The 24,433-nt window shown below is 65.5% G+C and carries 29 protein-coding genes and 1 tRNA gene; 16 read left to right on the plus strand and 14 right to left on the minus strand.

Annotated elements, in window-relative coordinates; all coding sequences use genetic code 11:
- Positions 1-3: 3 nt before the first annotated feature.
- Complete coding sequence (locus AAG813_RS05965; protein ID WP_341912840.1) at positions 4-240, minus strand: hypothetical protein; 237 nt, start codon at positions 238-240, stop codon at positions 4-6.
- Positions 241-426: 186 nt separating this feature from the next.
- On the opposite strand from AAG813_RS05965, the gene AAG813_RS05970 reads away from it, so the two are divergent.
- The gene (locus AAG813_RS05970; protein ID WP_341912842.1) at positions 427-1,089 is read left to right on the plus strand and encodes an alpha/beta hydrolase; all 663 of its coding nucleotides are present in this window, start codon (positions 427-429) and stop codon (positions 1,087-1,089) included.
- A gap of 283 nt (positions 1,090-1,372) precedes the next feature.
- The gene (gshA, locus tag AAG813_RS05975; protein WP_341912844.1) at positions 1,373-2,965 is read left to right on the plus strand and encodes a glutamate--cysteine ligase; all 1,593 of its coding nucleotides are present in this window, start codon (positions 1,373-1,375) and stop codon (positions 2,963-2,965) included.
- 30 nt (positions 2,966-2,995) lie between these two features.
- Here the strand turns inward: gshA and AAG813_RS05980 are convergent, their stop codons facing one another.
- The gene (locus tag AAG813_RS05980) at positions 2,996-3,685 is read right to left on the minus strand and encodes a type 1 glutamine amidotransferase domain-containing protein (RefSeq protein WP_341912846.1); all 690 of its coding nucleotides are present in this window, start codon (positions 3,683-3,685) and stop codon (positions 2,996-2,998) included.
- 221 nt (positions 3,686-3,906) lie between these two features.
- Between AAG813_RS05980 and ylqF the strand changes: the two genes are divergently transcribed.
- The 3 genes from ylqF (at position 3,907) to AAG813_RS05995 (ending at position 6,040) form a co-directional block, all read left to right on the plus strand.
- A complete protein-coding gene (ylqF, locus tag AAG813_RS05985) occupies positions 3,907-4,860 on the plus strand; it encodes a ribosome biogenesis GTPase YlqF (protein WP_341912848.1) in 954 nt (317 codons plus the stop codon).
- Positions 4,861-5,128: 268 nt separating this feature from the next.
- On the plus strand, positions 5,129-5,569 hold the full coding sequence (locus AAG813_RS05990; RefSeq protein ID WP_341912850.1) for an Hsp20/alpha crystallin family protein: 441 nt from the start codon (positions 5,129-5,131) through the stop codon (positions 5,567-5,569).
- Between the two features lie 36 nt (positions 5,570-5,605).
- Positions 5,606-6,040 (plus strand): Hsp20/alpha crystallin family protein, encoded by a 435-nt coding sequence (locus AAG813_RS05995; RefSeq protein WP_341912853.1) that lies wholly within the window; start codon positions 5,606-5,608, stop codon positions 6,038-6,040.
- A gap of 13 nt (positions 6,041-6,053) precedes the next feature.
- Here AAG813_RS05995 and AAG813_RS06000 read toward each other — a convergent pair whose 3' ends face one another.
- Both AAG813_RS06000 and AAG813_RS06005 read right to left on the minus strand, forming a co-directional pair.
- Positions 6,054-6,416: a response regulator gene (locus AAG813_RS06000; RefSeq protein WP_341912855.1), complete on the minus strand. Its 363-nt coding sequence runs from the start codon at positions 6,414-6,416 to the stop codon at positions 6,054-6,056.
- A 291-nt stretch (positions 6,417-6,707) separates the two neighbouring features.
- Positions 6,708-6,908, minus strand: a complete 201-nt coding sequence (locus AAG813_RS06005; RefSeq protein WP_341912857.1) for a hypothetical protein — start codon at positions 6,906-6,908, stop codon at positions 6,708-6,710.
- A 218-nt stretch (positions 6,909-7,126) separates the two neighbouring features.
- Here AAG813_RS06005 and AAG813_RS06010 point away from each other — a divergent pair, with 218 nt between their 5' ends.
- Positions 7,127-9,466, plus strand: a complete 2,340-nt coding sequence (locus AAG813_RS06010) for a xanthine dehydrogenase family protein molybdopterin-binding subunit (RefSeq protein ID WP_341912859.1) — start codon at positions 7,127-7,129, stop codon at positions 9,464-9,466.
- 326 nt (positions 9,467-9,792) lie between these two features.
- Positions 9,793-11,826 carry an ATP-binding protein gene (locus AAG813_RS06015; RefSeq protein ID WP_341912861.1) on the plus strand — a complete coding sequence of 678 codons (2,034 nt, stop codon included), beginning with the start codon at positions 9,793-9,795 and terminating at the stop codon, positions 11,824-11,826.
- Positions 11,827-11,993: 167 nt separating this feature from the next.
- Here the strand turns inward: AAG813_RS06015 and AAG813_RS06020 are convergent, their stop codons facing one another.
- Entirely contained in the window at positions 11,994-12,461 is a 468-nt protein-coding gene (locus AAG813_RS06020; RefSeq protein ID WP_341912863.1) for a TerB family tellurite resistance protein, read from the minus strand.
- Between the two features lie 288 nt (positions 12,462-12,749).
- Here AAG813_RS06020 and AAG813_RS06025 point away from each other — a divergent pair, with 288 nt between their 5' ends.
- The 4 genes from AAG813_RS06025 to AAG813_RS06040 all read left to right on the plus strand — a co-directional run bounded on the left by AAG813_RS06025 (position 12,750) and on the right by AAG813_RS06040 (position 15,733).
- Positions 12,750-13,145 carry a hypothetical protein gene (locus tag AAG813_RS06025; RefSeq protein WP_341912865.1) on the plus strand — a complete coding sequence of 132 codons (396 nt, stop codon included), beginning with the start codon at positions 12,750-12,752 and terminating at the stop codon, positions 13,143-13,145.
- 45 nt (positions 13,146-13,190) lie between these two features.
- Positions 13,191-14,132, plus strand: a complete 942-nt coding sequence (locus AAG813_RS06030) for a DHHA1 domain-containing protein (RefSeq protein WP_341912867.1) — start codon at positions 13,191-13,193, stop codon at positions 14,130-14,132.
- Positions 14,133-14,166: 34 nt separating this feature from the next.
- Entirely contained in the window at positions 14,167-14,760 is a 594-nt protein-coding gene (locus AAG813_RS06035) for a carboxymuconolactone decarboxylase family protein (RefSeq protein ID WP_341912869.1), read from the plus strand.
- A gap of 370 nt (positions 14,761-15,130) precedes the next feature.
- Positions 15,131-15,733 (plus strand): hypothetical protein, encoded by a 603-nt coding sequence (locus AAG813_RS06040; protein WP_341912871.1) that lies wholly within the window; start codon positions 15,131-15,133, stop codon positions 15,731-15,733.
- A gap of 155 nt (positions 15,734-15,888) precedes the next feature.
- Here AAG813_RS06040 and AAG813_RS06045 read toward each other — a convergent pair whose 3' ends face one another.
- The 3 genes from AAG813_RS06045 to AAG813_RS06055 form a co-directional block, all read right to left on the minus strand.
- Positions 15,889-16,554, minus strand: a complete 666-nt coding sequence (locus AAG813_RS06045; RefSeq protein ID WP_341912873.1) for a GDSL-type esterase/lipase family protein — start codon at positions 16,552-16,554, stop codon at positions 15,889-15,891.
- A 25-nt stretch (positions 16,555-16,579) separates the two neighbouring features.
- Positions 16,580-16,655 (minus strand) — tRNA-Ala (locus tag AAG813_RS06050).
- Between the two features lie 65 nt (positions 16,656-16,720).
- Positions 16,721-17,617 carry a LysR family transcriptional regulator gene (locus AAG813_RS06055; RefSeq protein WP_341912875.1) on the minus strand — a complete coding sequence of 299 codons (897 nt, stop codon included), beginning with the start codon at positions 17,615-17,617 and terminating at the stop codon, positions 16,721-16,723.
- A 97-nt stretch (positions 17,618-17,714) separates the two neighbouring features.
- Here AAG813_RS06055 and AAG813_RS06060 point away from each other — a divergent pair, with 97 nt between their 5' ends.
- The 5 genes from AAG813_RS06060 to AAG813_RS06080 all read left to right on the plus strand — a co-directional run bounded on the left by AAG813_RS06060 (position 17,715) and on the right by AAG813_RS06080 (position 21,277).
- Positions 17,715-18,050, plus strand: coding sequence for an HPF/RaiA family ribosome-associated protein (locus AAG813_RS06060; protein ID WP_341912877.1), 336 nt, complete (start codon positions 17,715-17,717; stop codon positions 18,048-18,050).
- Positions 18,051-18,086: 36 nt separating this feature from the next.
- Complete coding sequence (locus AAG813_RS06065; protein ID WP_341912879.1) at positions 18,087-18,356, plus strand: zf-TFIIB domain-containing protein; 270 nt, start codon at positions 18,087-18,089, stop codon at positions 18,354-18,356.
- Positions 18,357-18,516: 160 nt separating this feature from the next.
- Entirely contained in the window at positions 18,517-19,488 is a 972-nt protein-coding gene (locus AAG813_RS06070) for a TerC family protein (RefSeq protein WP_341912923.1), read from the plus strand.
- Positions 19,489-19,525: 37 nt separating this feature from the next.
- Complete coding sequence (locus AAG813_RS06075) at positions 19,526-20,503, plus strand: sodium-dependent bicarbonate transport family permease (RefSeq protein WP_341912881.1); 978 nt, start codon at positions 19,526-19,528, stop codon at positions 20,501-20,503.
- Positions 20,504-20,731: 228 nt separating this feature from the next.
- A complete protein-coding gene (locus tag AAG813_RS06080) occupies positions 20,732-21,277 on the plus strand; it encodes a DUF2242 domain-containing protein (RefSeq protein WP_341912925.1) in 546 nt (181 codons plus the stop codon).
- Between the two features lie 16 nt (positions 21,278-21,293).
- Here the strand turns inward: AAG813_RS06080 and AAG813_RS06085 are convergent, their stop codons facing one another.
- Genes AAG813_RS06085 through AAG813_RS06110 form a run of 6 tightly spaced genes read right to left on the minus strand, consistent with a single transcriptional unit; the run spans position 21,294 to position 24,426 of the window.
- Positions 21,294-21,917 carry a class I SAM-dependent methyltransferase gene (locus AAG813_RS06085; protein ID WP_341912882.1) on the minus strand — a complete coding sequence of 208 codons (624 nt, stop codon included), beginning with the start codon at positions 21,915-21,917 and terminating at the stop codon, positions 21,294-21,296.
- Positions 21,914-22,321: a hypothetical protein gene (locus tag AAG813_RS06090; RefSeq protein ID WP_341912884.1), complete on the minus strand. Its 408-nt coding sequence runs from the start codon at positions 22,319-22,321 to the stop codon at positions 21,914-21,916. The genes AAG813_RS06085 and AAG813_RS06090 overlap by 4 nt, the downstream gene beginning before the upstream one ends.
- A complete protein-coding gene (locus AAG813_RS06095; protein WP_341912887.1) occupies positions 22,305-22,952 on the minus strand; it encodes a transcriptional regulator in 648 nt (215 codons plus the stop codon). Before AAG813_RS06095 ends, AAG813_RS06090 begins: the two co-directional genes overlap by 17 nt.
- A gap of 27 nt (positions 22,953-22,979) precedes the next feature.
- Positions 22,980-23,552 (minus strand): pseudouridine synthase, encoded by a 573-nt coding sequence (locus AAG813_RS06100; RefSeq protein ID WP_341912889.1) that lies wholly within the window; start codon positions 23,550-23,552, stop codon positions 22,980-22,982.
- Positions 23,549-23,956 carry a DUF6691 family protein gene (locus tag AAG813_RS06105; protein WP_341912891.1) on the minus strand — a complete coding sequence of 136 codons (408 nt, stop codon included), beginning with the start codon at positions 23,954-23,956 and terminating at the stop codon, positions 23,549-23,551. The genes AAG813_RS06100 and AAG813_RS06105 overlap by 4 nt, the downstream gene beginning before the upstream one ends.
- Positions 23,953-24,426 carry a YeeE/YedE thiosulfate transporter family protein gene (locus AAG813_RS06110; RefSeq protein WP_341912893.1) on the minus strand — a complete coding sequence of 158 codons (474 nt, stop codon included), beginning with the start codon at positions 24,424-24,426 and terminating at the stop codon, positions 23,953-23,955. Before AAG813_RS06110 ends, AAG813_RS06105 begins: the two co-directional genes overlap by 4 nt.
- Between the last annotated feature and the right edge of the window lie 7 nt (positions 24,427-24,433).

A 24,433-nucleotide genomic window follows, 5' to 3' on the forward strand; every position in this document is an offset into this window, starting at 1 on the left:
GGCTCACAGGCCCAGCAGTTTTTTGGCGTCGCCCAGGGCCTTCATCGATTCGTCGTGTTTGCCGGCCTTGTGGAAGGTCTCCCCTTCGGCGCGCAAGGCCTTGACCTTGCCCATGTCGGCGGCCGACAGCTTGGGGTTGCTGGCGAGTTTGGCGTCTATCGCCTTCATTTCGTTGGGGCAGTTGTGGGCCAGGGCCAGTGACGAGGCGGCCAGGGCCGCGGCAGCAAGGATGAGTTTCATGCGAATCTCCCATGTCCAGTGCGCGTCAGAAAATGCTGACGCCAGATGCTAGCAACAACCGTCCCGTGGCGACAAGCGTTTGACCGCGAGGCGGGCCGGGGCATTGCGGCTAAAGCCGGCTGCTGCGCCCGGGAAGCGGCCAGCACTTAAAATCAGTGGCTTTCCCACCGACTACCGGGTCCACCCATGTCTCTTGAAGTTACCGAAGCCCAGACGGGCGAGCAGCCCGTCGCCACCATCCTGATCATGCACGGCCTGGGCGCCGATGGCCGCGATTTTGTTCCTGTGGCCGAACAGCTCGATTTGTCCAGCGTGGGTCCGGTGCGCTTCCTGTTTCCCCACGCGCCGGTGATTCCCGTCACCATCAACGCCGGCTACCAGATGCCGGCGTGGTACGACATCCTGGGCGCCAACCTGACGGCGGGCCAGGACGAAGCCGGCATGCGCCAGACCCAGGCCGCCATCAACACATTGATAGACCGCGAAACCTCGCGCGGCATCCCCGCGAGCCGCATCGTGGTGGCCGGTTTTTCCCAGGGCTGCGCGATGGCGCTGATGACGGGCCTGCGTTATCCCGAACGCCTCGCCGGCATCATGGGCCTGTCGGGTTACCTGCCGCTGGCGCATACCGTGGCGGCAGAGCGCAGTCCGGCCAACGAAGGTCTGCCGGTTTTCCTGGCGCACGGCAAGCGCGACGGCGTGGTGCCGCTGGCGGCAGCCAGCGGCACGCGCGACGCGCTGGCGGCGCTGGGTTATCCGGTGGACTGGCACGAGTACGACATGGAGCACTCGGTCTGCATGGAGGAGATCGCCGACATGAACCGGTGGCTGCTGAAGGTGTTGTCCTAACGTCCCGCGCGAAATCCGGCAGCCGTAAGGGCTTTCCCGACATGGCGGCGCGCCGGGTTTTTGGCCCGCATGCTGCAGCCGGCTGTATTTTTAAATGAAATCATGTGCTGGCCCAATCAGGGCGGGCGCAAGCAGCTATGAAAACCATAGTGCGCTGCGGGTGCCTGGCATGGCCTGCCGGGCAACCTGACGCGCAGGGACGTGCCGCCAGGCCGCACCGCCTGCAAACAAGCCCGGCCTGTGATACCTTGCACGCCACGAACGATTCAGAGGGAAGAACTTTATGACCAGCTTGCATGCGCGATCTGCCGCGCTTCTGGGAGACCGCCTCCAGGCGCTCGGCCCTGCCAGGCTGAAAGGCATGCGCCGCGGCATCGAGAAGGAAAGCCTGCGCGCCCAGCCCGGCGGCGCGCTGGCACTGACGCCGCATCCGGCCGCGCTCGGCTCGGCCCTGACGCACCCCTGCATCACCACCGACTTCAGCGAGTCCCAGGTCGAACTGGTCACCGCCGCGCACAAAGGCTTGGGCGACGGCGCGGACGCCGCGCTGCGTGAGCTTACGCAGATCCACCAGTTCACCTACCGCGCAATGCAGGCCGTCGGCGACGAAATGCTCTGGGTCTCCAGCATGCCCTGCGGCCTGCCGACCGACGAAACCATCCCGATCGCGCGTTTTGGCTCGTCCAACGTCGGACGCGCCAAAAGCGTCTACCGCATGGGCCTGTCGCACCGTTATGGCCGGCGCATGCAGACCATCTCGGGCATTCACTACAACTGGTCGCTGCCCGACGTGACCAGCGAGCAGTACTTTGCGCTGATCCGCAATTTCCGCCGCCATGCGTTTTTGCTGCTTTACCTTTTCGGAGCTTCGCCGGCCGTCTGTTCGACCTTTGTGGCCGGGCGCCAGCACGAGCTGCAGCAGCTCTCGGGCAGCACCATGTACATGCCGCACGGCACCTCGCTGCGCATGGGGCGCCTGGGTTACCAGAGCGATGCGCAGGCCTCGCTGGCCGTCAGCTACAACAGCCTGGAGGGGTACGGCGCCTCGCTTCAGGACGCGCTGACCCGGCCTTACCCGGCCTATGAAGCGGTGGGCATCCAGAACCCCGGCGGCGACTACAACCAGCTCGCCACCACCTTGCTGCAGATTGAAAACGAGTTCTATGGGACGATCCGGCCCAAACGGGTGATCTTTCCGGGCGAGCGTCCACTGCATGCGCTGCGCGAGCGCGGCGTCGAATACATCGAAGTGCGCCTGATGGACCTGGACCCGTTTGAGCCGGTCGGCATCAACGCCCAGACCATGCGTTTTCTCGATGTGTTTTTGCTTCACTGCCTGCTCAGCGACAGCCCGCCCGACACGCCGCAGGAAATTGCCGAACTCAAGCACAACCAGCACCACACGGCAGCGCGCGGACGCCAGAGCGGCTTGCTGCTCAAGCGCGGCGGGCGCGAGGTGTCGCTGACCGGCTGGGGTGCCGAGGTGGTGGCGCAGTGCGCTCCGATTGCCGCGGCGCTGGATGCGGCGAACGGTGGTGGCACGCAGTACAGCGACACCTTGCGGGCTGCCGAGGCGGCGCTGCTGGACCCCGCCACCCTGCCGTCGGCCCGTGTGCTGGCGGCCATGGCGAAGGACCACGAGAATTCGTTTGTGGCGTTTGCGCGCGAGCGGTCGGCCCTGACCAAAGAGGCGCTGCTCGGCCTGCCGTTTTCCGCCGAGCAGCAGGCCGCGTTCGAGGCGCTGTCGCGCCAGTCCATTGCGGAGCAGAAGAAAATCGAAGCGGCCGACACCATGCCCTTCGAGATCTACCGCCAGCAGTATGTCTCGCCCGACCGGCTGGGTTTGCCCAGCCGCGAGGCCGCGGTCGCGCTGTAGCCGGCGGCTTGCGCAAAGCCGCCCGCGGCTTCAGGCCGTCCGGGTGGCCAGCTGGCGCAGCACTTCATGCGCCGCCGCTTCGGAGGACGCCGGGTTCTGACCGGTGATCAGATGGGCGTCGCTCACCACGTAAGACTGCCAGTCGGCGCCCTTGCTGTAGTTGCCGCCGTGGTTGCGCAGCATGTCCTCCACCAGGAAAGGCACGACATCGGTAAGCTGCGCCGCGGCTTCCTCGGTGTTGGTAAAACCCGCGACCTTTTTGCCCTGCACCAGCGGCGCGCCGTCGGCAGCCTTCACATGGCGCAACACACCGGGCGCGTGGCAGACCGCCGCCACCGGTTTGCCGGCGGCGAACATGCGCTCGATCAGCCCGATCGAGTCCCTGTCTTCGGCCAGGTCCCAAAGGGGGCCGTGGCCGCCGGGGTAGAACACGGCGTCAAAGTCCGCCTCCTTCAGGCCGGCCAGCTTCACGGTGTGCGCCAGGGCCTGCTGAGCCTGGGCATCTTCCTTGAAGCGGCGGGTGGCGTCGGTCTGCGCGTCCGGGGCGTCGCTCTTCGGGTCCAGCGGCGGCTGCCCGCCCTGGGGGGAGGCCAGCGTGATCTCGGCACCCGCGTCCTTGAAGACGTAGTAGGGGGCTGCAAATTCCTCCAGCCAGAAGCCGGTTTTTTTGCCGGTGTCGCCGAGCTGGTCGTGTGAGGTCAAAACCATCAGTATCTTCATGGGGTCTCCTTGAAAGCGCGGCCGCGGCCGTGCGGTGAAAATGGGGTAAAGGCCGCAGGGTGCGGCCGGTGTGTCATCTTGCGCTGCCGGGGCCGGTTGCCGCGTAGGCGGGGAGACGGTCTGCCTGTCAGGCCCGGTCGCCCGGGTGGGTGACAATCCCTGCTGGCCGGCTGCATCGCGCAGCCCGCGCCCGAGCAACGAACAGAAAGCGTATCCAGACAATGGCAATCCAGTGGTTCCCCGGTCACATGCACCTGACCAAGAAGGCGATCAGTGAGCGCATCAAGGAGATTGATGTGGTCATCGAGCTGCTGGACGCGCGCCTGCCCGGCTCCAGTGCCAACCCCATGCTGGCCGAACTGACCGGCGCCAAGCCCGCGCTCAAGGTGCTCAACAAGCAGGACCTGGCCGACCCGGCGCGCACGCCGCTGTGGCTCGCGCATTACAACAGCCTGCCCGGCACCAGCGCGATTGCGCTTGACGCCAGCGAAACCACGCCGGCGCGTCGGCTGATCGACGCCTGCCATGCGCTGGCGCCCACGCGCGGCAGCATGGTCAAACCCATGCGGGTGCTGATCTGCGGCATTCCCAACGTCGGCAAGTCGACGCTGATCAACACCCTGACCGGCAAACGCGCCACCAAAACCGGCGACGAAGCCGGCATCACCAAGCTCGAGCAGCGCATCGTGCTGGCCGACGGGTTTTACCTGTGGGACACGCCGGGCATGTTGTGGCCCCGCATCATCGTCGCCAAAAGCGGCTACAACCTGGCCGCCAGCGGCGCCATTGGCCGCAATGCCTTCAACGAGGAAGAGGTCGCGCTGGAACTGCTGGACTACCTGATCCAGGCCTACCCGGCCCTGCTGGAGGCGCGCTACAAGCTCAAGCTGACGCCGGGCATCACCGACGAGCAACTGCTCGAGGAGATCGGCCGAAAACGCGGCGCGGTGCTCAGCAAAGGCCGTGTGAACCTGCAGAAGGCCGCGGAGATCGTGATTTACGAATTCCGCGCCGCCACGCTGGGCCGCGTCACGCTGGAAACGCCCGAAGAGTTCGCCCAGTGGCTGGCCGCCGGCCAACTGCTCGACGCCGAGCGGCAGGTCAAGAAGGACAGGATAGAAACCGACCGCCTGGTGCGTTTCAAGAAAATTCCGAGACCGCCCCGCGAGGGCTGAGCACAGGGCCCGCGCGCCCGGACCTGCCATCGGCCAGACCGCCGATGCAGAGGTGCCCGATCACTGCCCGACGGCAGCGACCCGCCCCCCAAAATTTCTGGCCGCAGCCTCTTGAAAGCCTGCAAAGCGCCAATACGTCAGTGCCGTCAGGGCGGTCGCCGCGGTGCGGTGGCTGCGTTTGCCGTGGCGCCACGGCCCGTCCGGCGGCCCGGCAGCCCACCTGATGGTGTGTGTCCCTTCACAATTTTCAGAAAAGGAGATTGTCATCATGAATGGATTGAACCTGTACGGCGACATCTTCGCCGACCTCAACCGCCTGCAGCAGAGCTTCGAGCAGGTTTTCCGGCCCGACGGCGCCAGCAGCATACGCGCGATGCCGCGCAACACCTTCCCGGTGATCAATGTGGGCAGCACGCCCGAGGCGATCGAGGTGCTGGCGCTGGCGCCTGGCCTGGACCCCGCCGCGCTGCAGCTCACTGTCGACAAGGGCCTGCTGGTCATGGCCGGAGAACGCAAGGCAGAACAGCCGGCCAATGACAAGGTGGCGGTTTACGCCAAGGAGCGTTTCGAGGGCGCTTTCCGGCGCGTGATCTCGCTGCCCGAAGACGCCGACCCTGCGGCCATCAGTGCGACCTACCGCGATGGCCTGTTGCGCGTCACGGTGGCGCGCCGCGAGTCGTCGAAGCCGCGCCAGATCCAGATTCACTGAAACCCCTGAACCTGTTACTTTTTCAAGGAGCATGTGATGAACCAGAACACAGCTTTGAGCCAGAGCAACCCCGCCCGCGATGTGGCGCCTTCCGTCCAGAGCGGCCCCGACAGTGCGCAGGGCGCCTTGGCGCAACGTACGACGGCGGTGCTGCCGCCTGTGGATATTTTTGAAGACGATGCCGGCTTTACCGTGCTCGCCGACCTGCCCGGTGTGGCCAAGGACCGGCTGGCAGTGCGGGTGGACGGCGACAACCTGGTGATTGAAGGGGCCGCGGCGGCGCCGGTGGGGGCCGACATGACCCTGATCTACGGCGAGGTGCTGAACCCGCTGTACCGCCGAACCTTCACCCTGAGCCGGGAGCTGGATCCCGGAAAAATCGAGGCAAAACTCGACAACGGGGTGCTTCGGTTGAACATTCCCAAGTCCGAAGAGGCCAAGCCACGCCGCATCGAGGTGGCGCTGGCCTGAGGGCCCGGGTCTGTCAGTGCGGGCGCGTGCAGTAGGCCAGGAACTGGTCGAGTTCGGTGGACTTGTCGAACACCGCATCTGCACCGCCCGCCAGGCAGCGCCGGCGGATGTCCTCCGTGGCGTAGTTGGACAACACCACCACGCGCTGTTGAAGCGAGCGCTGCCGGCAGCCCTTGAGCACGCCCAGCCCGCTGCCCTGTTGCAGGAAAAGATCCACCACCAGCAGTTGCCAGTCGCGCGGGTGCTGGGCCAGCCAGGTGCAGGCGCTTTGCTCGGTCTCTGCATAGCCCACCGTCTGCACGCCCGCCAGTTCGGTCAACGTTTCAACCAGGTTGTCCCGGATGACCGCGTTGTCCTCCACGATATAGGCCTTCAACGCCGCGGGGCGTTGGGTGGTGGAGGAGGGGCCGGGTCCCAGGAGGATTCCGGCGGCAAGGTTCGCGGGTGTCACGTAGCCAGTCTGCCCCGGCGACCGAAGGCGGTGCGCAAGGTATTGCACTGCACCGCTGTAGGACAGTGCGCTTCAAGTGCCAGGGCCGTGGATGGATCGCTGTTCCAGCCGGTCCGATGCCTTTGCTGCATGCCGATGCAGGCGCCAGCCCATACGGATCTTGCGCTTGATGCTACAAAAAAAGTAGCTACTGCGACGGGAAGAGCGACGGTGAAACTACAGTGGGCCCGACGGCCCGGTCCTGCCGGCGAGGCGCCGGCGCGCATACACGCCGATCAAGCCGAGGCCCAGCACCAGTGCAAACCAGCCCACCAGTGAAGAATTGGCCACGATGCCCTGCATGCCCGGCGAGGTGATGAAATAAGGCGACACCAGCACGGCCAGGCCGATCAGGACGCACAGGAGTCCCTTGACCAAAAGCTCGTTGTTAGCCTTGTTGCTGTGCCTGCGGATGGGGGGTGGAGGTAGGGGCATGGCCTGATTGTCGGCCAAATGCGGGGGCAGGTTGTGCCAGGGGGCTTGCCAGCCTCGCGCCGGACGTATTGCGGCAATGGACTTATAGTGGCTGCTACCCGTTTTCCGGCCTGCGCCCCAGCGTGCGCGTGGGTCCTATTCGCCACATCCAGGAGCCACTTGTGTCCACCACGCCCGCAGCAGACATCCAACCGACCCGTTTTGGCAGCGGCCAGGCCGTGCGCCGCCTCGAAGACGACGCCCTGCTGGCCGGCACCGGCCAGTTCACCGATGACGTGACCCTGCCGGAGCAGGTGGCCCTGTTTTTTGTGCGTTCGCCGTACCCGCACGCGCGCATCGTGGCGGTGGACAGCGCCGCTGCGCTGGCCATGCCGGGCGTGCTGAAAATCGTGACCGGCGCCGACCTGGTGGCCGCCGGCGTCAAGCCGATTCCCGGCTCCAGCGGCTTTCCACGGGCCGATGGTTCGCCCGGCGTGTCGCCGGTGCGCCGTGTGCTGGCCCATGAACGGGTGCGTTTCGTCGGCGAGGCGGTCGCCGCCGTGGTGGCGCAGACCCTGCAGCAGGCCCGCGACGCGGCCGAAGCGGTGCTGGTGGACTACGACGAGCTGCCCATGGTGGTGGACATGAAAGACGCCACCGCCCCCGGCGCCCCGGCCCTGGTGCCGGAAGCGCCGGACAACATCGCCTGCGAGACGCGTTACGGCAGCGTGGAAGCCACCGCAGCCGCCTTTGCCAAAGCCCGCCATGTGGTGGCGCTGGACATCGTCAACCAGCGCCTGCATGCGCTGAGCCTGGAGCCGCGCTCGGTGCTGGCCGCGTTCGACAAGGCCTCGCAGCGCCTGACGATACGCATGAGCACGCAGATGCCCACCGGTGTGCGCAACTCGGTGTGTGACGCGCTGGGCATCGCGCCCGAGCAGGTGCGGGTGGTGGTCGGCGATGTGGGCGGCGGCTTCGGCATGAAGACCGGCGTTTATCCCGAGGACATTGCCGCCGCCTATTGCGCGCGCGCGCTGCAGCGGCCGGTCAAGTGGGTGGCCGAGCGCAGCGAGGAGTTCATCTCCGCCTACCATGGCCGCGACGTGGCCAGCCATGCCGAACTGGCGCTCGACGCGAACGGGAAGATCCTCGCCCTGCGCCTGGCCTCGCTGGCCAATGTGGGGGCCTATGCCACCGGCGCGGGCGTGGCCATCCAGTTGCTGATCGGCCCCTGGGTGCAGACCAGCGTCTACGACATCCAGACGGTTGACTTTCATTTCAGTGCCGTGCTGACCAACACCGCGCCCACCAGCGCCTACCGCGGCGCGGGCCGGCCCGAGGCCATCTTCACGATGGAGCGGCTGATGGACGAGGCTGCGCGCCAGACCGGCATCGACCGCATTGAGCTGCGCCGGCGCAACTTCATCCAGCCCGCGCAGATGCCCTACAAAAACCCCATGGGCCAGGTCTATGACACCGGCAAGTTCGAGTCGGTCATGGACCAGGCGCTGGTGCTGGCCGACTGGAAAGGGTTTGATGCGCGGGCGGCGCAGTCGGCCTCGCGCGGCCTGGTGCGCGGGCTCGGCATTGCCACCTTCCTCGAGTGGACCGGCGGCAACGCGCTGGAAGAAACCGTGACGGTGGCGGTGCAGGCCGACGGCATGATCGAGGTCTTCACCGCCGTCAACGCCATGGGGCAGGGCATTGCCACCACACTGACCCAGCTGGTGGTCGATGCCTTTGGCGTGCCCGCCGACCAGGTGCGCGTCGTGATGGGCGACACCGACCGCGGCAATGGGTTTGGCAGCGCCGGTTCACGGTCGCTGTTCACCGGCGGCTCGGCGGTGCGCGCCGGTGCCGACAAGGCGATTGCACTGGGCAAACAGCTTGCGGCCAAGGAGTTTGAGGCCGCCGCGGAGGACGTGGTTTACGCGGGTGGCGACTTCACCGTCGCCGGCACCGACCTGCGCATCGGCCTGTTCGATCTGGCTGCGCGGCAGGGCGACCGGCAGATTTTTGTGGACTCCACCACCAAGGTGGCCGGGCCCACCTGGCCCAACGGCTGCCACATCAGCGAGGTCGAGGTCGACCCGCAGACCGGCCAGGTGGCGGTGGTGGCCTACGCCTCGGTCAACGACGTGGGCCGTGTCGTCAACCCGATGATCGTGCGCGGCCAGCTCGACGGTGGTGCGGTGCAGGGCATCGGCCAGGCGCTGTGCGAGCACATGGTCTACGACCGCGAGACCGGCCAGCCGGTGACCGGCAGCTTGATGGATTACGCTGCGCCGCGCGCCGACACCGCGCCCGACTTCAGGACCGAGATGGACGAGTCCACGCCCTGCCTGAACAACCCGCTGGGCGTCAAGGGGGTGGGTGAGCTCGGCACCATTGGCGCCGGCCCCACCGTGGTCAACGCCGTGGCCGACGCACTGGCCCGCCGCGGCATGGCTGCCCAGGCCAAGGCGCTGCAGATGCCGATCTCACCGGCGCGGCTCTGGGAGCTGATGCAACCCGTGGGTTGAACCCTTGAGCGCCTGAGCGGCGATCGGTCGAAGTCAAGGGCGTTCTGGCCGCACTTCGGCCAACCGGGGCGGCCCGCCGGTAGTTAAACTTTTTAGCTACCTTGGCTTTGAAGGCGCTCCGTGTTTCGTCACCTTGTGGCCTGTGTGGCCGTACTGTCTGGCTGCGCCCTCGCGCATGCCGAAAAACCAGTGGATGCCTTCGATGTCTTCTTCCCGGTGAAGCCGTACGACATCCATCTGACCGCAGCCTGCTGGAATCCGGTCATCCGGTCTGTTTCTACCGTCCAGCGAGCCGGTCCCGGTCGGTCTTCACCGGGCGGCCACCCATGATCGCGCTGGCCCGATTCCTTCCGCAATCGCTGGTTGCGCGCGTCTACCTCCTCTACACGGTGACATGGCTGCTGTTTGTCTGCAGCGGCCTGTGGCTCTTCTACCATTACCAGTTCTCCGTCGCCGTTGAGAACGCCCATGACTCGGCGACCATGCTGGTCGAGGTGGCCGTGCAGACCATTTCCGACAGCGCCGTGATCGGGGACCATCACACCATCAAACGCATTCTGGACAAGGCTGTCCTGCAATCGCAGTTTTCGTCCGCCTCGTTCATCGATCTAGCAGGCGGGGTCATCGAACGCCACCACGCCCAGCCGCCACCCCTGTCTCCCCCCGCATGGCTGCTCGAGGCGGCGGCAGCTAACCTGCATGACGTCAGCCGGACCCTTTCCCTGGGCGGGCGTGACTATGGCGTGCTGCGTCTGGGGTTTGCGGTGGACCAGGTGGCTGCAGGCTTGTGGCAACTGATGCTGGCCACTCTGGGGCTTGCGTTGGCCGGTGTTGCCGGCGGGCTGCTGCTGATCTGGTTTCCGCTGCGCCACTGGCTGGGTTCGCTGGAGCGCGTGAACACCTTCAAGGCGGATTTTTCAGACCATGGCGATCCCGCGATGCGGCCGTTGCTGCTGCAGAGTCTGCCGCTGGAATTTCGCCCCACGTTCGAGGTTCTCGACCAGACCGCCAACAGCCTGAGAAGAGAGCTGGAGAACCGCGAGGCGGCGCTGTGCTCGCTGCGCAGCGCCCTGGCCGAACTGCTGCCGCATGTGGCGTCGGACGGGTTCGCCGGCAGCGACGATATCGCCGTGTTGTCCCGCACGATCGCCGACCTGGTGCAGGAGCGCGAAGCGCGGCGCGACGAACTGCAGGAAGCCGTCGCGGCAGCACAGTCAGCCAACCGGGCCAAAAGCGAATTTCTCGCCAACATGAGCCACGAGATCCGCACCCCCATGAACGGCATTCTGGGCATGACCGGCCTGGTGCTCAAAACCGAGTTGACAGTGCAGCAGAGGCAGTTTCTCGGCATTGTGAAGACTTCGGCAGATGCCTTGCTGACCATCATCGACGACATTCTGGACCTCTCGAAAATCGAGGCAGGCATGCTCACCATGGAGCTGATCCCGTTCGACCTGCACCGGCTGATGGACGAAGCGGTTCAGTCGCTTTCCGTGAGGGCTCAGGAAAAAGGGCTGAGTTTGAGCAGTACCATGGCGCCGGGTGTGCCCCGGCGGATTGTGGGCGAACAGGTTCGCCTTCGGCAGATCCTGCTGAACCTGATGGGCAATGCCGTCAAGTTCACCGACCGCGGCGAGGTGAGCGTGCACTGCACGCTGGCGCCCGGCGAATCTGGCGGCGCCATGCTGCACTTCACCGTGACCGACACCGGCATCGGCATTTCCCCTGAAAAGCAGCAGCATATTTTCCAGGCCTTCAGCCAGGAAGATACGTCGACCACGCGCAGGTTTGGCGGTTCAGGCCTGGGGCTGACGATCTCGCGCCGTCTTGTCGGCTTGATGCAGGGCGAGTTGTGGGTGGACAGCAAGCCCGGATCCGGAAGCAGTTTTCATTTCACCATGGCCTTCAGCGAGGATGTGGCGCCTCTGCGGGCACCGGACGCCTTGCCGGTTTTTTCGGCGACCCTTCCGCCGGGGACGAAAGAGGAACTGCCCGTGCTGGTGGTGGAAGACAACCTGATCAACCAGACCCTGGTGATGACGCTGCTGCAACGTGGCGGCTACCGCGTGACGCTGGCGGGCACAGGGCGGGAAGCCGTGGAAAAATTCCTGATGCACCGCTTTTGCGTCATCCTGATGGATATCCAGATGCCCGACCTGGACGGTATTGAGGCGACCAAGGCGATTCGCCTGCTCGAACGCAAACAGGAGCGCCTGCGCACGCCCATCGTGGCCATGACGGCCAACGCCATGCGCGGTGACCGCGAGCGTTGCCTGGAGGCGGGCATGGACGACTACCTGGCCAAGCCCATCAAGACCGCGGAGCTGTTTTCCATCATCGAAACGCTGATCGCAGACTGAGGGGAAGTTCACCTGGTCCAGGACTGCGCCGCTTCAAAATGGCGGGTGTCCCCGATCTTGTCGAAGTCACCGGTTGAAAAAAAATGAGCAAAAAGTGCCTGTAGCCCTTTTGGGACGGACGTGAGAAGCTATCAATAGCAGAGCAGTTTCAGATGCCAGACGCCCGCTCAGGCATGGCCGGCGGCTTCCTTGGCGCGCATCTTGGCGCCTATGTATTCACCATGCGTGACATGCAGCAGGCCGGCAATCTTGCTGATCAGGTGGTTTTCGTGCGCGTCGAGGTCGGCGTCTGAATACGCCACCTGCCACATGGTCTCCACCATGTGGATCTTCTGCGCCTGCGTGAAGTGCTCGTTCATGGCGGAAGTGAAACGGTGGTAGTCGTGGCTGGAACTGGCCGTGTCTTCGGCCAGCTCCAGCAGCCGGGCCAGCTCGTCGTCGGCGAGCGAAAATTTTCCGCGCAGCGTGTCCAGCACGGTCGCCCTTTCGGCGGCGGTGATGGTGGGGTCGGCACGCATGACTTCCACCAGCAGCACGGCGGTGCCCAGTTGCAGCGCATGGTCGCGCTCGGCGGGGGATTGCGCCCGGGCGGGCGCGGTGAAAGTGTCAAACAGGTCTTTGAGTGTTCTGAGCATGGGCTTCCTCGATCGTTGTGAGCGTTTTGCGGCCATGCGCGCAAATGCTTGCACGATGGAGCCGGCGGGCGCAGATTGGTTCCCGCCCCGGCGCCGGGCGGCAGGCTTCCACGCCTTCAACAGGGATAAACGGGGCGCTTCTGCAGGACGTGACAAGCCGGGGTAAAAACAAAAGGCGTATTTGCTTCCCATCGTGCCTGGCCCCTGATCCATGTCATGGCCGGGCGGCTTTTGCCGTGGAATACTGACTATTCTGCGACAGGCTTTTCATGGAATGCCGTGCCCACGATGAACTGGTTGAAAAAACTCCCCAACTCCCGGCGCGCCGCCAGCGGCCTGGAATGGACGCTGTGGCGCAAGCTGCCGCTGATTGCCGCGGTGGGCACGCTGCTGCCCCTGCTGGTCCTGGGGCTGGTGTACCTGTTCAATGATCCCGCCGCCGGTGCCGCGCAGGCGCGTTGGGAGCAGATGGTGGGTTACATGGTGCTGGGCGCCATCCTTTTCCATTGGTCCATGGTGGTCACGGTGGCTTTTGGTTGCGTGGTCGTGATGATCATGAAAGGCCCTGGTTATGTGGCCGACGGCCTCTGGGTGTCGCACACCGACCGGCCGCGCGACGGCATGGAAAGTGTCGAAGAGGCCGCCAGCCGGCGTCCGCCCACCGAAGCAACGCGCCGCGACTGAACTCCGGGAAACGCCGGTGCCGCCGCCGGGCGACAATCGGAGGCCATGAAAACCATTCTTCCCCTGCAACTGCTGGTTGCGCCTGACAGAAACGACCCGCAGCCCCTGATTCTTTACCACGGCCGTGGCTGTCCGGACGGTTTTGCCGCGGCCCTGGCCGCCTGGTTGTATTACGAAGGCCGGGCCGAACTGGTGGGGCTGGACCACGGCGACACCCGCTCGGTTGATGACCTGCCGGCGCTGGCCGGGCGCGCGGTGTACATCCTCGACTTTTCCTTTCCCGCCGACATCCTGCGCGCCATCGACGAACGCGCCGCCAAACTCGTGATGCTGGACCACCACAAAAGCGCCGCGGAAAAACTCACCGGGTTTGCCTGCCGCTGTGGCGTGGTGCACTTCGACATGGACAAATGCGGCGCCCGCCTGGCCTGGGAGTTTTTTCATCCCGCCGCGTCCTTGCCCGACCTGGTGCGTTACATCGAGGACCGCGACATCTGGGTCTGGCGCCACCCCGAGAGCCCGGCTTTTCTGGCGGCGCTCGACATGGAGCCCCACGACTTTGCACGTTGGGCGGCGATTGCCGCGTTCAGCCCCGAACAGGTGGCGGCCTTCATGGCGCGCGGCCAGGCCATGGACGAAAAATTCAGCAAGCTCGCGGCCGGCATCGCCGAGAACGCGCAGCCAGTCATTTTCAACGGCCACCATGGCCTGATGGTCAACGCACCCGGCGTGTTTCACAGCCTGGTGGGCGACCTGCTTTCCAAACAAAGCGGCACCTTTGCGCTGATGTGGACGGTGGCCCCGGGCGGCGTGGTCAAGGCCGGGCTGCGTTCGCAACGCGGCTTCGATTGCATCGCGCTGGCCGAAAGCATGGGCGGTGGCGGCCACGCGCAGGCCTGCGGCTTCAAGATGGGCATCGAGCGCCTGCCCGAGCTGCTCAGCGGCGTGTTCGACGCGGCCGTGGCGCCGGGCACCGAAGCCCGTTAACCATCCAGTAAACGCCATCACCGGACGCCCTGCCATGCCACGCCTTGCACCCCTGCCGCCCGACACCACGCCGGCGCTCAAACCGCATTTCGACTTCTTCCTGACCACGCTGGGGTTCACGCCCAACAGCGTGCTGACCATGCAGCGCAAGCCCAAACTCGTGCAGGCGCTGGCGCAGCTCAACGGTGCGGTGATGGACCCCGAAGGCGAGGTGGACCTGGGCTTTCGGCGGCTGATCGGCCATGTGGTGAGCAAGGTGGCGGGCTGCCTGTATTGCCAGGCTCACACCCTGCTGGGCGCCAAAAACTTCGGCATCAGTGAAGCCAAGCTCGCCGATGTCTGGACCTATGCCAGCAGCCCGCATTACAGCGAGCGTGAGCGCCTGGCCCTGGACTTTGCGCTGGCCGCGGCCAGCCAGCCCAACGCCGTGACCGACGAACAGTTTGCACGGCTGCAGCAGCACTGGAGCGACAGCGAAATCACCGAAATCCTCGGCGTGGTGGCGATGTTTGCTTTTTTGAATCGCTGGAACGACACCATGGCCACACCGCTTGAAGCCAGCCCCGCAGCCGTGGCCACGCAGGCCCTGGGCGCCCAGGGCTGGACGGCGGGCAAACACGCCACCTGAGGCAGCGGCCCGGCCCGGGGACATGGTGCATTGACCAGGCACTGACGAAGGGAGCCGGGCAAGTGGTTGGCGCTGCACACAAAACCGCCGGGCCGCAGCGCAATGCAACGCAACGCAACGCAACGCCGGGAGCATGCGCATCTGGATACCACTGCAGTCGCGCGGTAAATACCCGGTAAATCTCCGTTTTCCTTACACGGCGTTCACAAAGCCAGGCCAACAATGGCCTCACTGAATCGCACACAAGCCTTTAAAAAGCGGCGATTCAGGAGCAGCTCCCACCGCCGCTTGCCGACCCTGGAAACCCTTCCAGCCACCGCAAGCTGCCCACCGGGCTGCTGGTTATTCATCCGCATCGCAGGAGAACCCCATGAAATCGAAACTGTTGACCGCTTCCTTGTTGGCATCCGCCCTGTTCGCCGGTCTGGGCATGGCCCCGGCGATGGCACAAGGCAACAACAACACCCCCGGCATTGACCAATCGCAGCAGGCGATCAGCGCACGCATCCAGCAGGGCCTGGTGTCCGGCCACATCACGCCTTCCGAGGCGCAGGCGCTGTACCAGCGTGACCGCGAGATTGAAGCCCGCGAAATGCGTTACAAGGCCAACGGCAGTGCCAACCCGCAGGAACGCCAGCAGTTGCGCGCCGACCTGGGCGCCCTGAGCGCCGATGTCGAACGCATGATGGCCAACAACGTCTACAACGCGCCACCCGTCGCTGGCAGCAACACCAACGGCATCGACAGGCTGGAGTACAAAATCAGCCAGCGCATCGACGAGGGTGTACGTTCCGGCCGCATCACCCAGCGCGAAGCGCGCAGGCTGCAGAAGCGTGAGCGCGCCATCGAGCGACACGAGCAAGCCTTCAAGGCCGACGGCGTCGTGACCCAGCAGGAGCGCCGGCAACTGCGCAATGAGCTGACCGCGCTGCGCGACGAGGTCGAGCGCATGATGCGCAACGGCCGCGGTTAAGGCAGGTCCGGGCGTTCACGGCGCCCCCAAAAAAAAGCCAGGCACTGCCTGGCTTTTTTGTTTGATGATCAAAATGATTGCCAGCCCAACAGTGGCGAGCGCTAAGTGCTATCAAAAACGGAGCAAATTCAAGGCCGGTGCATTTGACCGGGAGCTCAGGCCACGTATTTCTGTTCGCGCAGCCAGGCGGCGAGGCGTTCGGCAAACACCTTGTAGCCCTCGGCATTGGCGTGAATCTGGTCCGAGCGCAGCTCGGGCCGTGACAGCACATGCGACCAGCCGCCAGCAAACAGCGGCACACCGGTGGCGCCGGAAACTTCCGCATATAGCCCGTGGTCTTTCAACGCGCCGGTGGCCAGCGCCATCAGCGCCGGTTCGGGCTGCGCAATCAGCACCACCTGCGCGCTTGCCGCGGCCGTCTGCACGATGGACGTGAGCGCGGCCCGCGTGCGCTCCGGCGGCAGCCTGCGCAAAAAGTCGTTGCCGCCAATCGATACCAGCACCAGGCCCGGCGTGTTGGCCTGCAGCAGCGCCGGCAGCCGCGCCAGCGCCCCTTCGGCCGTGTCGCCATTGACACCGGCGTTCTGCGCCACGTGGCCCGTCAGCTGCTCAAGCACGGGCGGGTAGGCGGTGCCCGCCGGCGCGCCATACCCGAAGGTCAGCGAGTCACCGAGGCACAGCAGCGTGGCGTCCTTCGGCAGTGTCCGGGCTGTGGGTTTGGCCGACCTGGAGCAGCCGGTGGCCAACAGCAGGGTGCTGACAAGGCCGCCAAGCAGCAACTGGCGCCGCGCGGTGGCGGCCGGAAATGACAGGGGGTGCATCGAACCAGACAGAGTGAAAGAAAAGTGGTGGAGAGGAGGAGGATCGAACTCCCGACCTCTGCATTGCGAACGCAGCGCTCTCCCAGCTGAGCTACCCCCCCCACATCGGGGAATTCTAGCCAACTGCGCCGCGCGCCGCCAGTCCCGCCGGGGCCCGCTTGCCGCTTCAGGCGTGCCGCGGGCGGGCGGCCGCCAGCAGCTTTTGCACCAGCGGGTGCAGCAGCTTCTTGTGCGCGGCGAGGGCATAGAAGTGTTCTTCCACACCTTCGCAAGGACCCACCCGCCGGACCTGGTATCGCCCGGTCATTTCCTCCTGCATCAGCTCGGCCGCCGGAAAGACGCCCATCCCGGCCGCGCCAAAGGTCTTGAGCAGCGCGCTGTCTTCAAACTCGCCGGCGATGTGGGGGGTGATGTCCAGCCGCTCGAACCACTGGTCGAGGGGGGCGCGCACCGCGCTGTGGCCGGTGGGCAGCAACACCGGTACCCGGGCCAGCGACTGCGGGAAACCCTTGCGCGCCGAGGCGTACAAGGAAGGCGGCGCATACCAGGCCAGTGGCGATGACGCGAGCGGATGGCTGTAGAGCTTGACGTTGGGGTTGGGCGGCGCGGGCCGGTCCGCCAGGATCACATCGAGCCGGTGCAGCGCCAAGTCACCGAGCAGGTCCTCGAACTCGTCTTCGTGGCAAAGCAGCCGGAGCCTGGGCTCATGCATGACCGGCTGCAGAAGGCGCCGCACCGCCAGCTTGGGCAGGCCGTCGGAGATGCCGACAGCCAGCCGCACCGTCGGGGTGCTGGCTGCCTCGCGCACCGCGGTCGGCAGCTGCTCGCCGAGCTGGAAAATCTGCTCGGCCTGGCGCATGGCCGCGGCGCCTGCCGGCGTGAGCGCCACGCCGCGGCCCTCGGGTTTGAGCAGGGCGTAGCCCAGCGAGCGTTCCAGTTCGCGTACCTGCGTGCTGACGGTCTGCACCGCCATGCCCAGACGGTCGGCGGCGCGGGTCATGCCGCCTTCCTTGGCCACCACCCAGAAATAGTAGAGGTGGCGGTAGCTGAAGTCTTTGCTCATGGTTCTGTTTTTCAGAAGTATTTATTCACAATTATCTGCTTTTAAAGAAGTTCGTGTCACGTTATCGTGAGGACTTTCCAGAGCGAAGGAGTCCAACATGCAAATCATTTTTGAATCACGCGAACCCTGGCTGGAGCGTCTGCGCGGGTTGGCAATGCGGCGGGTGCGCCAGGCCACACGCCCCCTCGACTGGCTCGCGCCGCGCGCCAGGGTGCAGATGTCGGACGTGCAGGGCGCCCGGGACGGCATCGACAAACGCTGCCAGGTCGAGCTGACTGCCGAAGGCGCCGGCACGGTGGTGGTCACCTCGATCACCCGCGACTGGGGCTCGGCCCTGCAAAGCGCCCTGTCGCGCGCTGTGCGGGCGTTGCTGCGCAAGCTGCAGCCCGCCCGCACCCGTACCCGCCCGCGTGCCATCACGCACCAGCGCTGAGCGCTGCCCTCTGAAAACCCCCGAAAGGAACACCCCATGAAATGCCCCGTCTGCCCCGATGCAACCCTGCTGATGTCCGAACGCCAGGGCGTCGAGATTGACTATTGTCCCCAGTGCCGGGGTGTCTGGCTGGACCGCGGTGAGCTCGACAAGCTGCTGGACCTTTCCGTCGCAGCGCCGGCCACCCGGCCTGTCGTGCAACCGGTCCATCAGGTCCAACCCGACTTTGTGGATTCCGACTACCGGCACGGCAAGCGCGGCTACCCGCGCCGGCAGAAGTCCTGGCTCAGCGAAATTTTCGACTGAGCCCGGGCTCACCCCAGCCCTTTAATTCCACCGCCCATCTGTTTCGCTGCCGGCTGTCCGGCAGCGCTGAAGAGTCGCGCCCATCTTTCGGGTGGCGGGCCGCGCGGCACAACAACCTTCATTTTCTGGAGCACCTATTTTGGAAACCCTGATTCAACTCATGCACCTGCCGATCCTTGGCAAGGCCGCCTGGGTCTGGCTGCTGTTTGCCGGCATCGTGGTCACGCTGCTGGCGCTGGACCTGGGTGTGCTCCACAAGGACGACCGGGAAATCGGCGTGCGCGAAAGCCTGTTCCTCTCGGCCGGTTACATCAGCATGGCCTTGCTGTTCGGCGCCTGGGTCTGGTGGTTCCTCGGCGCACAGAGCGGCACCGAGTATTTCACCGGCTTCCTGATCGAAAAATCGCTTTCCATGGACAACGTCTTTGTGATCGCTCTGATCTTCAGTTATCTGGCGATTCCGCGTCAGTACCAGCACCGCGTGCTTTTCTGGGGAATCATGGGCGTGATCGTGCTGCGCGCCATCATGATCGGTGTCGGTGCGGCGCTGGTCAGCCAGTTCAGCTGGATCCTCTACCTGTTCGGCGCCTTCCTCGTGGTGACCGGCATCAAGATGTGGCTGGTGGCTGACCACATGCCCGACATCGCCAATAACCCGGTCCTGAAATTCCTGCGCAGGCACCTGCGTGTCACGCCCGAGGTGCGCGGTAATGCCTTCTTCGTGCAGGAGCCAGACCCGGCCACCGGCCAGCCGGTGCGCTGGGCCACGCCGCTGTTTCTCGCGCTGTGCATGGTCGAACTGGTCGATCTGGTGTTTGCCGTGGACTCGGTGCCGGCGATTTTTGCCATCACCGACGACCCCTTCATCGTCTACACCAGCAACATCTTTGCCATCCTCGGACTGCGTGCGCTGTACTTCGCGCTGGCCGCCATGATTCATCGCTTCACCTACCTCAAGTACGCCCTGGCGCTGGTGCTGGTGTTCGTTGGCAGCAAGATCTTTCTGGTCGGCATCATCGGCAAGATCCCGCCGGTGGTCTCACTTAGTGTGACCTTCGGCCTGATCGCCGGCGGCGTGATCGTCTCGCTCTGGAAAACAAGGGGCAAGCCGCTGGCCCTCGACAAGCCATGACCGCCGCGGCCAAAGCGGGCACGAGAGCGGGCGCGTGATGCAGGGTTTTCTGGATCCGGCCATCCTGTTCTTCGTGTTCGGGCTGTTTGCCGGCGCAGTGAAGTCCAACCTCGAAATCCCGGCGCAGATTTCGCGCTTCCTCTCGCTGTACCTGCTGATGGCGCTCGGGCTCAAGGGTGGGTTTGCACTGGCGCGTTCGGGCCTGACGCCCGAAGTCGCGGTGACGCTGGGCTGCGCGCTGTTTCTGGCGGTGCTGGTGCCGCTCGCGGGGTACGCGCTGCTGCGCCGCTTCGTGAGCGGCTACGACGCGGCCGCCATCGCGGCCACTTATGGTTCGGTCAGTGCGGTAACCTTCATCACGGCGGTGCAGCATCTCGAAACCCAGGGCATCGCCTTCGGCGGCCACATGGCCGCGGCCATGGCACTGATGGAATCGCCGGCCATCGTGATGGCGGTGTTGCTGGCCAACCGGGTGCGCCAGCGTGCCAGCCTCGCTGCAGCAGGGGGGGAGGTCCCGTCGCCGGGCAGCACCGGCCGGCTGCTGCACGAGTCGCTGACCGACGGCTCGCAATTGCTGCTGCTCGGCGCGATGGTGATCGGCCTGCTGAGCGGCACGCAGGGAGAGGCCGCGATGCAGCCGTTCACCGGCGACCTGTTCAAGGGCATGCTGGCCTTCTTCCTCCTGGACATGGGGCTGCTCGCCGCACGCAACATGGGTGAATTGCGCGGCAAGCCCGCCTGGTTGCTGGCTTATGCGGTGGCTGCGCCGCCAGTCCACGCGGGGCTGGCGCTGCTGATGGGCGTCGTGCTCGGCATCTCGGCCGGAAACACGGCGCTCCTGATGGTGCTGGCCGCCAGTGCGTCCTACATCGCCGTGCCGGCGGTGGTCCGCCATGCGATTCCGGAAGCGCGTCCTTCGTTGTACATCGGCATGTCGCTGGGCCTGACCTTTCCAATCAACATCCTGCTCGGCATTCCGTTCTACACCGCCGTGGCCCAACACGTGCTGGCCTGAGGCCGGGCCGGTGCCGGGCCACCTGCGGCGGCCCGGCGGTTTGCAGTTTTTACATCACCTGCGCGGCGGCGTGGCACCCCGGCGGGCCATGCATCGCCGGTGGCTGTGGTACGCTGATTTGAATGGATGACGCCGCGTTGTGTGTGCAGGCTCGCACCGCTTTGCCGGGGCGGTGCAGTACGGCGCTCTCCCCAGACAGCTGATGCCAAGGAGTACCCTGATTTGAACCTGTTTTGCGAGCGATTTTCACCGGCGGGCCGGCTGGGCCTGTGCGCACTTGCCGCCTTGCTGGCAGGCTGCGCGGCCCCCCTCAAGCAGTTCCCCCTGCAGGAGCAGTTCGCTTCCACCGCTACCTACTCGCGCCTGTTCGACGCCACGCCCGCGCAAACCTGTGAGGCCTCGCGGCGCGCGCTGCTGAGCCAGGGTTACCTCATCAACACCGCCAGAAAAGACCTGGTGGATGCCCAGAAAAGTTTCCAGCCCGAGCCCGAGGCCCACCTGCAAATCGCCATTCGTGTGGTGTGCGCGCCGGAAAGTATCGACGGCAAGGTCAGCCTCGGTTTTGTCACGGCCCTGCAGGACACCTATGCCCTGAAGAAAAGCAACAACTCGGCCAGCCTCGGAGTGGGGGCGATCGGGTCGGTCTCGCTGCCCTTCAGTGCCAGCAACGACTCGCTGGTCAAGGTCAGCAGCGAAACCATCACCTCCGACGCGTTTTACGACCGCTTCTTCGACCTGGTCAAGCGTTACCTCGTGATGGGCGACACCGAGTAAACACTTCAGGCCGTGTTCAGGCCGGCAGGGCTTCACCCCAGTAGTGGAAGGTGAAGGGCCGCGGCCCGGGCAGGTAACGTGTGTGCAGGTCAGGCAGCACAAAGCCGGCCTCCTGCAGCAGCGCCGGGATGTCGCGACCCAGATGGCAGCCGCCGGCCACCTTTCCCCACAGCGGCTGCAGCCGCTCCTGCCAGCGCCGCACCGAGGCATCGGGCGCGCGGCCATGTTCGCAATACAGCAGCCGGCCGCCGGGCGCGAGCACGCGGCGCATTTCCTTCAGCGCGGCGAGCGGGTCGGGAATCGTGCACAGGGTGTAGGTCATCAGCACCGTGTCCACACTCGCGTCGGGCAAGGGAATTTTTTCGGCCGACAGGGCCAGCAGTTCCACGTCCAGCCCAGCCTGCGCGATGCGCTCGCGCGCCAGCGGGTGCAGCTCCAGCGCCGGGTCCAGCGCGATGATGCGGCTGACGCGGGCCTTGTCGTAATAAGGCATGTTCAGTCCCGTGCCTACGCCCACCTCGAGCACGCGGCCGCGCGCCAGCGGCACCACCAACTGGCGCTGGCGGCCCAGCATAGGCAGGCCACAGGCAAAGTCCAGCGCGCGCGGCAGGATGTGGCGGTCGTACCAGGAAGTGCTCATGCTGGCAACGCCTCACCGACGGCTTGTGTGGCCACGATCAGGTCTGCCACCAGCCGCTCATCCACATCCAGCAGGCCTTCGTATTCACCCCGGTTGCGCATGTTGTGGCATTTGTCCAGCACGCGCCACACCTCGGGCCCGAGTCCCAGCGTATGCGGCAATACCTGGAACACGATGTAGCGGTTGCTCGCGCGGTAGCCCAGCCGGCGCAGCGCGGCCAGACTCAATGAGTGTGCAGCGTTGTAAGCCAGGTCAAAGCGGCTTTCCAGCGCGAGGGAGGTGTTGCGTGCGTCGTTCAGTCGTGCCATGCCACTACGTACCAGGCCAGCGAGCTCCTGCGCATCGGTCGCCTCGGCTTGCAGTTGCTTGCCAGGGCCGCACAAGTTGTCAAGCGGCTCGGACATGGAGTGTTTCCTCGTTTCCCATCAGCCATATTTTGGGCTGCTTCATGACCCGCGTGAGAAATGCATTGTCCCCGGCGATGCGTCTGGCGATATCCGCCGGGGTGTAGAGCGTGGGGTTGACCTTGCGGCCCAGTCGGTGGGTGGCGCTTTCCAGCGCGCCGAACACATCGGCATAAGCAAGGCTGGCGCTCACGATCATCACGTCGATATCACTCTGGGCGGTATCCTGCTGTTTGGCCACCGATCCATAGATGAAGGCGCCTTCAATCTGCGCGGCCAGCGGGGCCAGAGCCACGCGCAGCACGTCGGCCATTCCCATGGTCTTGAGCACCAGGCCGCGCAACTCATCGAAGACCGGGGCAGCCGCATTGGCTTGGTAGTGCTTCTGGTTGCCCTGCTTGTTGAAGATCAGCAAGCCAGCCTCCGTCAGTGCGGCCAGCTCACGCTGAACGGCCCCGGTGCCGGACTGCGCCAGTGCGATCACCTCGTTGGCGTAAAAACTGCGAGCCGGATTGCCGAACAGGACGGCCAGCACACGTTGGCGGACCTTGGGAAACAGGGCGTCGGCCAGACTTTTTGCAGGAAGGAGTGGAGCTTGTTTCGTACCCATATTGGGTTCGATGATACCCAATATGGGTATTTTTGACCAGCTTCAGAGTCAAGTGCCGCCGACTTCCTGATGTTCCAGTTCACGCCAGCTTCCCGGCGCGATGCCGTCCAGGCGGTAGGGACCGATCGCGGCGCGGATCAGGCGCAGCGTTGGAAAACCCGTGGCCGCCGTCATGCGCCGCACCTGGCGGTTGCGGCCCTCGCGAATCACCAGCTCGATCCAGGCGGTGGGAATGGCTTGCCGTGTGCGTATCTGCGGCTCACGTTCCCACACCTCGGGCGGCGGCGCCAAGAGGCGGGCTTTGGCCGGCAGCGTGAGGCCGTCCTTGAGCTGCACGCCTGCACGCAGCGCCTGCATCGCGGCCTCGTCGGGCAACCCTTCAACCTGCACCCAGTAGGTTTTTTCCATCTTGAAGCGCGGGTCGCTGATGCGGGCCTGCAGCCGGCCGTTGTCGGTCAGCAGCAGCAGGCCTTCGCTGTCGGCGTCGAGCCGGCCAGCCACGTACACGTCCGGGATCGCAATGAAGTCTTTCAGCCCGCGCCAGCGTCCTTCCGGCGTGAACTGGCTCAGCACGCCATAAGGCTTGTTGAAAAGAATCAGGCGGGCCGGGCTGTCCTTCACTTCGCCCGCAGCCCCTGCACCAGCGCGCCCAGCGAGATGCCGACCAGCGCCCACAGCAGGTCCCAGTTGCCCGCGCCCAGGCCCGCAATGGCCGGGCCGGGGCACACGCCGCACAGGCCCCAGCCCACGCCGAACAGCGCCGCGCCCACCGCGGTGTCGCGGTTCCAGGCGCTGGGGTGGGTGTGGAAATGGTCACCCAGCAGCGGCCGGGCCAGCAGCCGGGGCGCCAGCTTGTAAACCAGCGCCACCACCACGACGGCGCCGCCCATCACCAGCATGAGCCCGAAGTCTTCAAAGCGCAGAAAGCTCAGCACCACCTCGGGCCGGATCATGGTCGAGTACGACAGGCCGAAGCCAAACAGGGCGCCCGCCGCCAGCGTGGCCAGGCCGCGTGCGGCGCTCATGCCAGCCACCTTGCAGCCAGGTTGGCCGTCAGGAAAGCGGTGGCCATGAAAGTCAGCACCGCCATCAGGGAGGGCAGTTGCAGCGAACCCAGCCCGCAGATGCCGTGGCCCGAGGTGCAACCGTTGCCCAGCCGCGCGCCGTAACCCACGAAGAAGCCGCCCACCAGCAACTGCCACACCGGCACCGCCGTGGCTTCCGGCTTGCCACCGGCAAAGCCCAGCCACCACACCAGCGCGCCGAGGATCAGGCCGGCCGCATACACCAGCCGCCAGCCGCGCGACTCGACAAAACGCGCCTGCTGGAAAAAGGGCCGGCGCAGCAGGTAAGACCAGGTGCTGGAGAACACGGTGCTCATGCCGCCAATGCGGCCCGTCAGCACGAACAGCAGCGACGTGCCCAGGCCAATGATCAGACCGCCGAGCAGGTAATGCTGCCAGCCCAAGGGGAAGAGGGGAATTGAAAGATTCATGGGAAAG

Origin of the sequence: Polaromonas sp. YR568 (genome assembly GCF_943371715.1) — a bacterium.
GTDB lineage: Bacteria > Pseudomonadota > Gammaproteobacteria > Burkholderiales > Burkholderiaceae_C > Polaromonas.

Coding starts and splice junctions, on each gene's coding strand:
- AAG813_RS06030 (WP_341912867.1), top strand. CDS start 13,191: ATGAAAACCATTCTTCCCCTGCAACTGCTGGTTGCGCCTGACAGAAAC.
- AAG813_RS06020 (WP_341912863.1), bottom strand. CDS start 12,461: ATGCTCAGAACACTCAAAGACCTGTTTGACACTTTCACCGCGCCCGCC.
- AAG813_RS06060 (WP_341912877.1), top strand. CDS start 17,715: ATGCAAATCATTTTTGAATCACGCGAACCCTGGCTGGAGCGTCTGCGC.
- AAG813_RS06015 (WP_341912861.1), top strand. CDS start 9,793: ATGATCGCGCTGGCCCGATTCCTTCCGCAATCGCTGGTTGCGCGCGTC.
- AAG813_RS06105 (WP_341912891.1), bottom strand. CDS start 23,956: ATGAGCGCCGCACGCGGCCTGGCCACGCTGGCGGCGGGCGCCCTGTTT.
- AAG813_RS05970 (WP_341912842.1), top strand. CDS start 427: ATGTCTCTTGAAGTTACCGAAGCCCAGACGGGCGAGCAGCCCGTCGCC.
- AAG813_RS06085 (WP_341912882.1), bottom strand. CDS start 21,917: ATGAGCACTTCCTGGTACGACCGCCACATCCTGCCGCGCGCGCTGGAC.
- AAG813_RS06065 (WP_341912879.1), top strand. CDS start 18,087: ATGAAATGCCCCGTCTGCCCCGATGCAACCCTGCTGATGTCCGAACGC.
- AAG813_RS05965 (WP_341912840.1), bottom strand. CDS start 240: ATGAAACTCATCCTTGCTGCCGCGGCCCTGGCCGCCTCGTCACTGGCC.
- AAG813_RS06045 (WP_341912873.1), bottom strand. CDS start 16,554: ATGCACCCCCTGTCATTTCCGGCCGCCACCGCGCGGCGCCAGTTGCTG.
- AAG813_RS06025 (WP_341912865.1), top strand. CDS start 12,750: ATGAACTGGTTGAAAAAACTCCCCAACTCCCGGCGCGCCGCCAGCGGC.
- AAG813_RS05990 (WP_341912850.1), top strand. CDS start 5,129: ATGAATGGATTGAACCTGTACGGCGACATCTTCGCCGACCTCAACCGC.
- AAG813_RS06090 (WP_341912884.1), bottom strand. CDS start 22,321: ATGTCCGAGCCGCTTGACAACTTGTGCGGCCCTGGCAAGCAACTGCAA.
- ylqF (WP_341912848.1), top strand. CDS start 3,907: ATGGCAATCCAGTGGTTCCCCGGTCACATGCACCTGACCAAGAAGGCG.
- AAG813_RS06055 (WP_341912875.1), bottom strand. CDS start 17,617: ATGAGCAAAGACTTCAGCTACCGCCACCTCTACTATTTCTGGGTGGTG.
- AAG813_RS05995 (WP_341912853.1), top strand. CDS start 5,606: ATGAACCAGAACACAGCTTTGAGCCAGAGCAACCCCGCCCGCGATGTG.
- AAG813_RS06035 (WP_341912869.1), top strand. CDS start 14,167: ATGCCACGCCTTGCACCCCTGCCGCCCGACACCACGCCGGCGCTCAAA.
- gshA (WP_341912844.1), top strand. CDS start 1,373: ATGACCAGCTTGCATGCGCGATCTGCCGCGCTTCTGGGAGACCGCCTC.
- AAG813_RS06075 (WP_341912881.1), top strand. CDS start 19,526: ATGCAGGGTTTTCTGGATCCGGCCATCCTGTTCTTCGTGTTCGGGCTG.
- AAG813_RS05980 (WP_341912846.1), bottom strand. CDS start 3,685: ATGAAGATACTGATGGTTTTGACCTCACACGACCAGCTCGGCGACACC.
- AAG813_RS06070 (WP_341912923.1), top strand. CDS start 18,517: ATGCACCTGCCGATCCTTGGCAAGGCCGCCTGGGTCTGGCTGCTGTTT.
- AAG813_RS06110 (WP_341912893.1), bottom strand. CDS start 24,426: ATGAATCTTTCAATTCCCCTCTTCCCCTTGGGCTGGCAGCATTACCTG.
- AAG813_RS06040 (WP_341912871.1), top strand. CDS start 15,131: ATGAAATCGAAACTGTTGACCGCTTCCTTGTTGGCATCCGCCCTGTTC.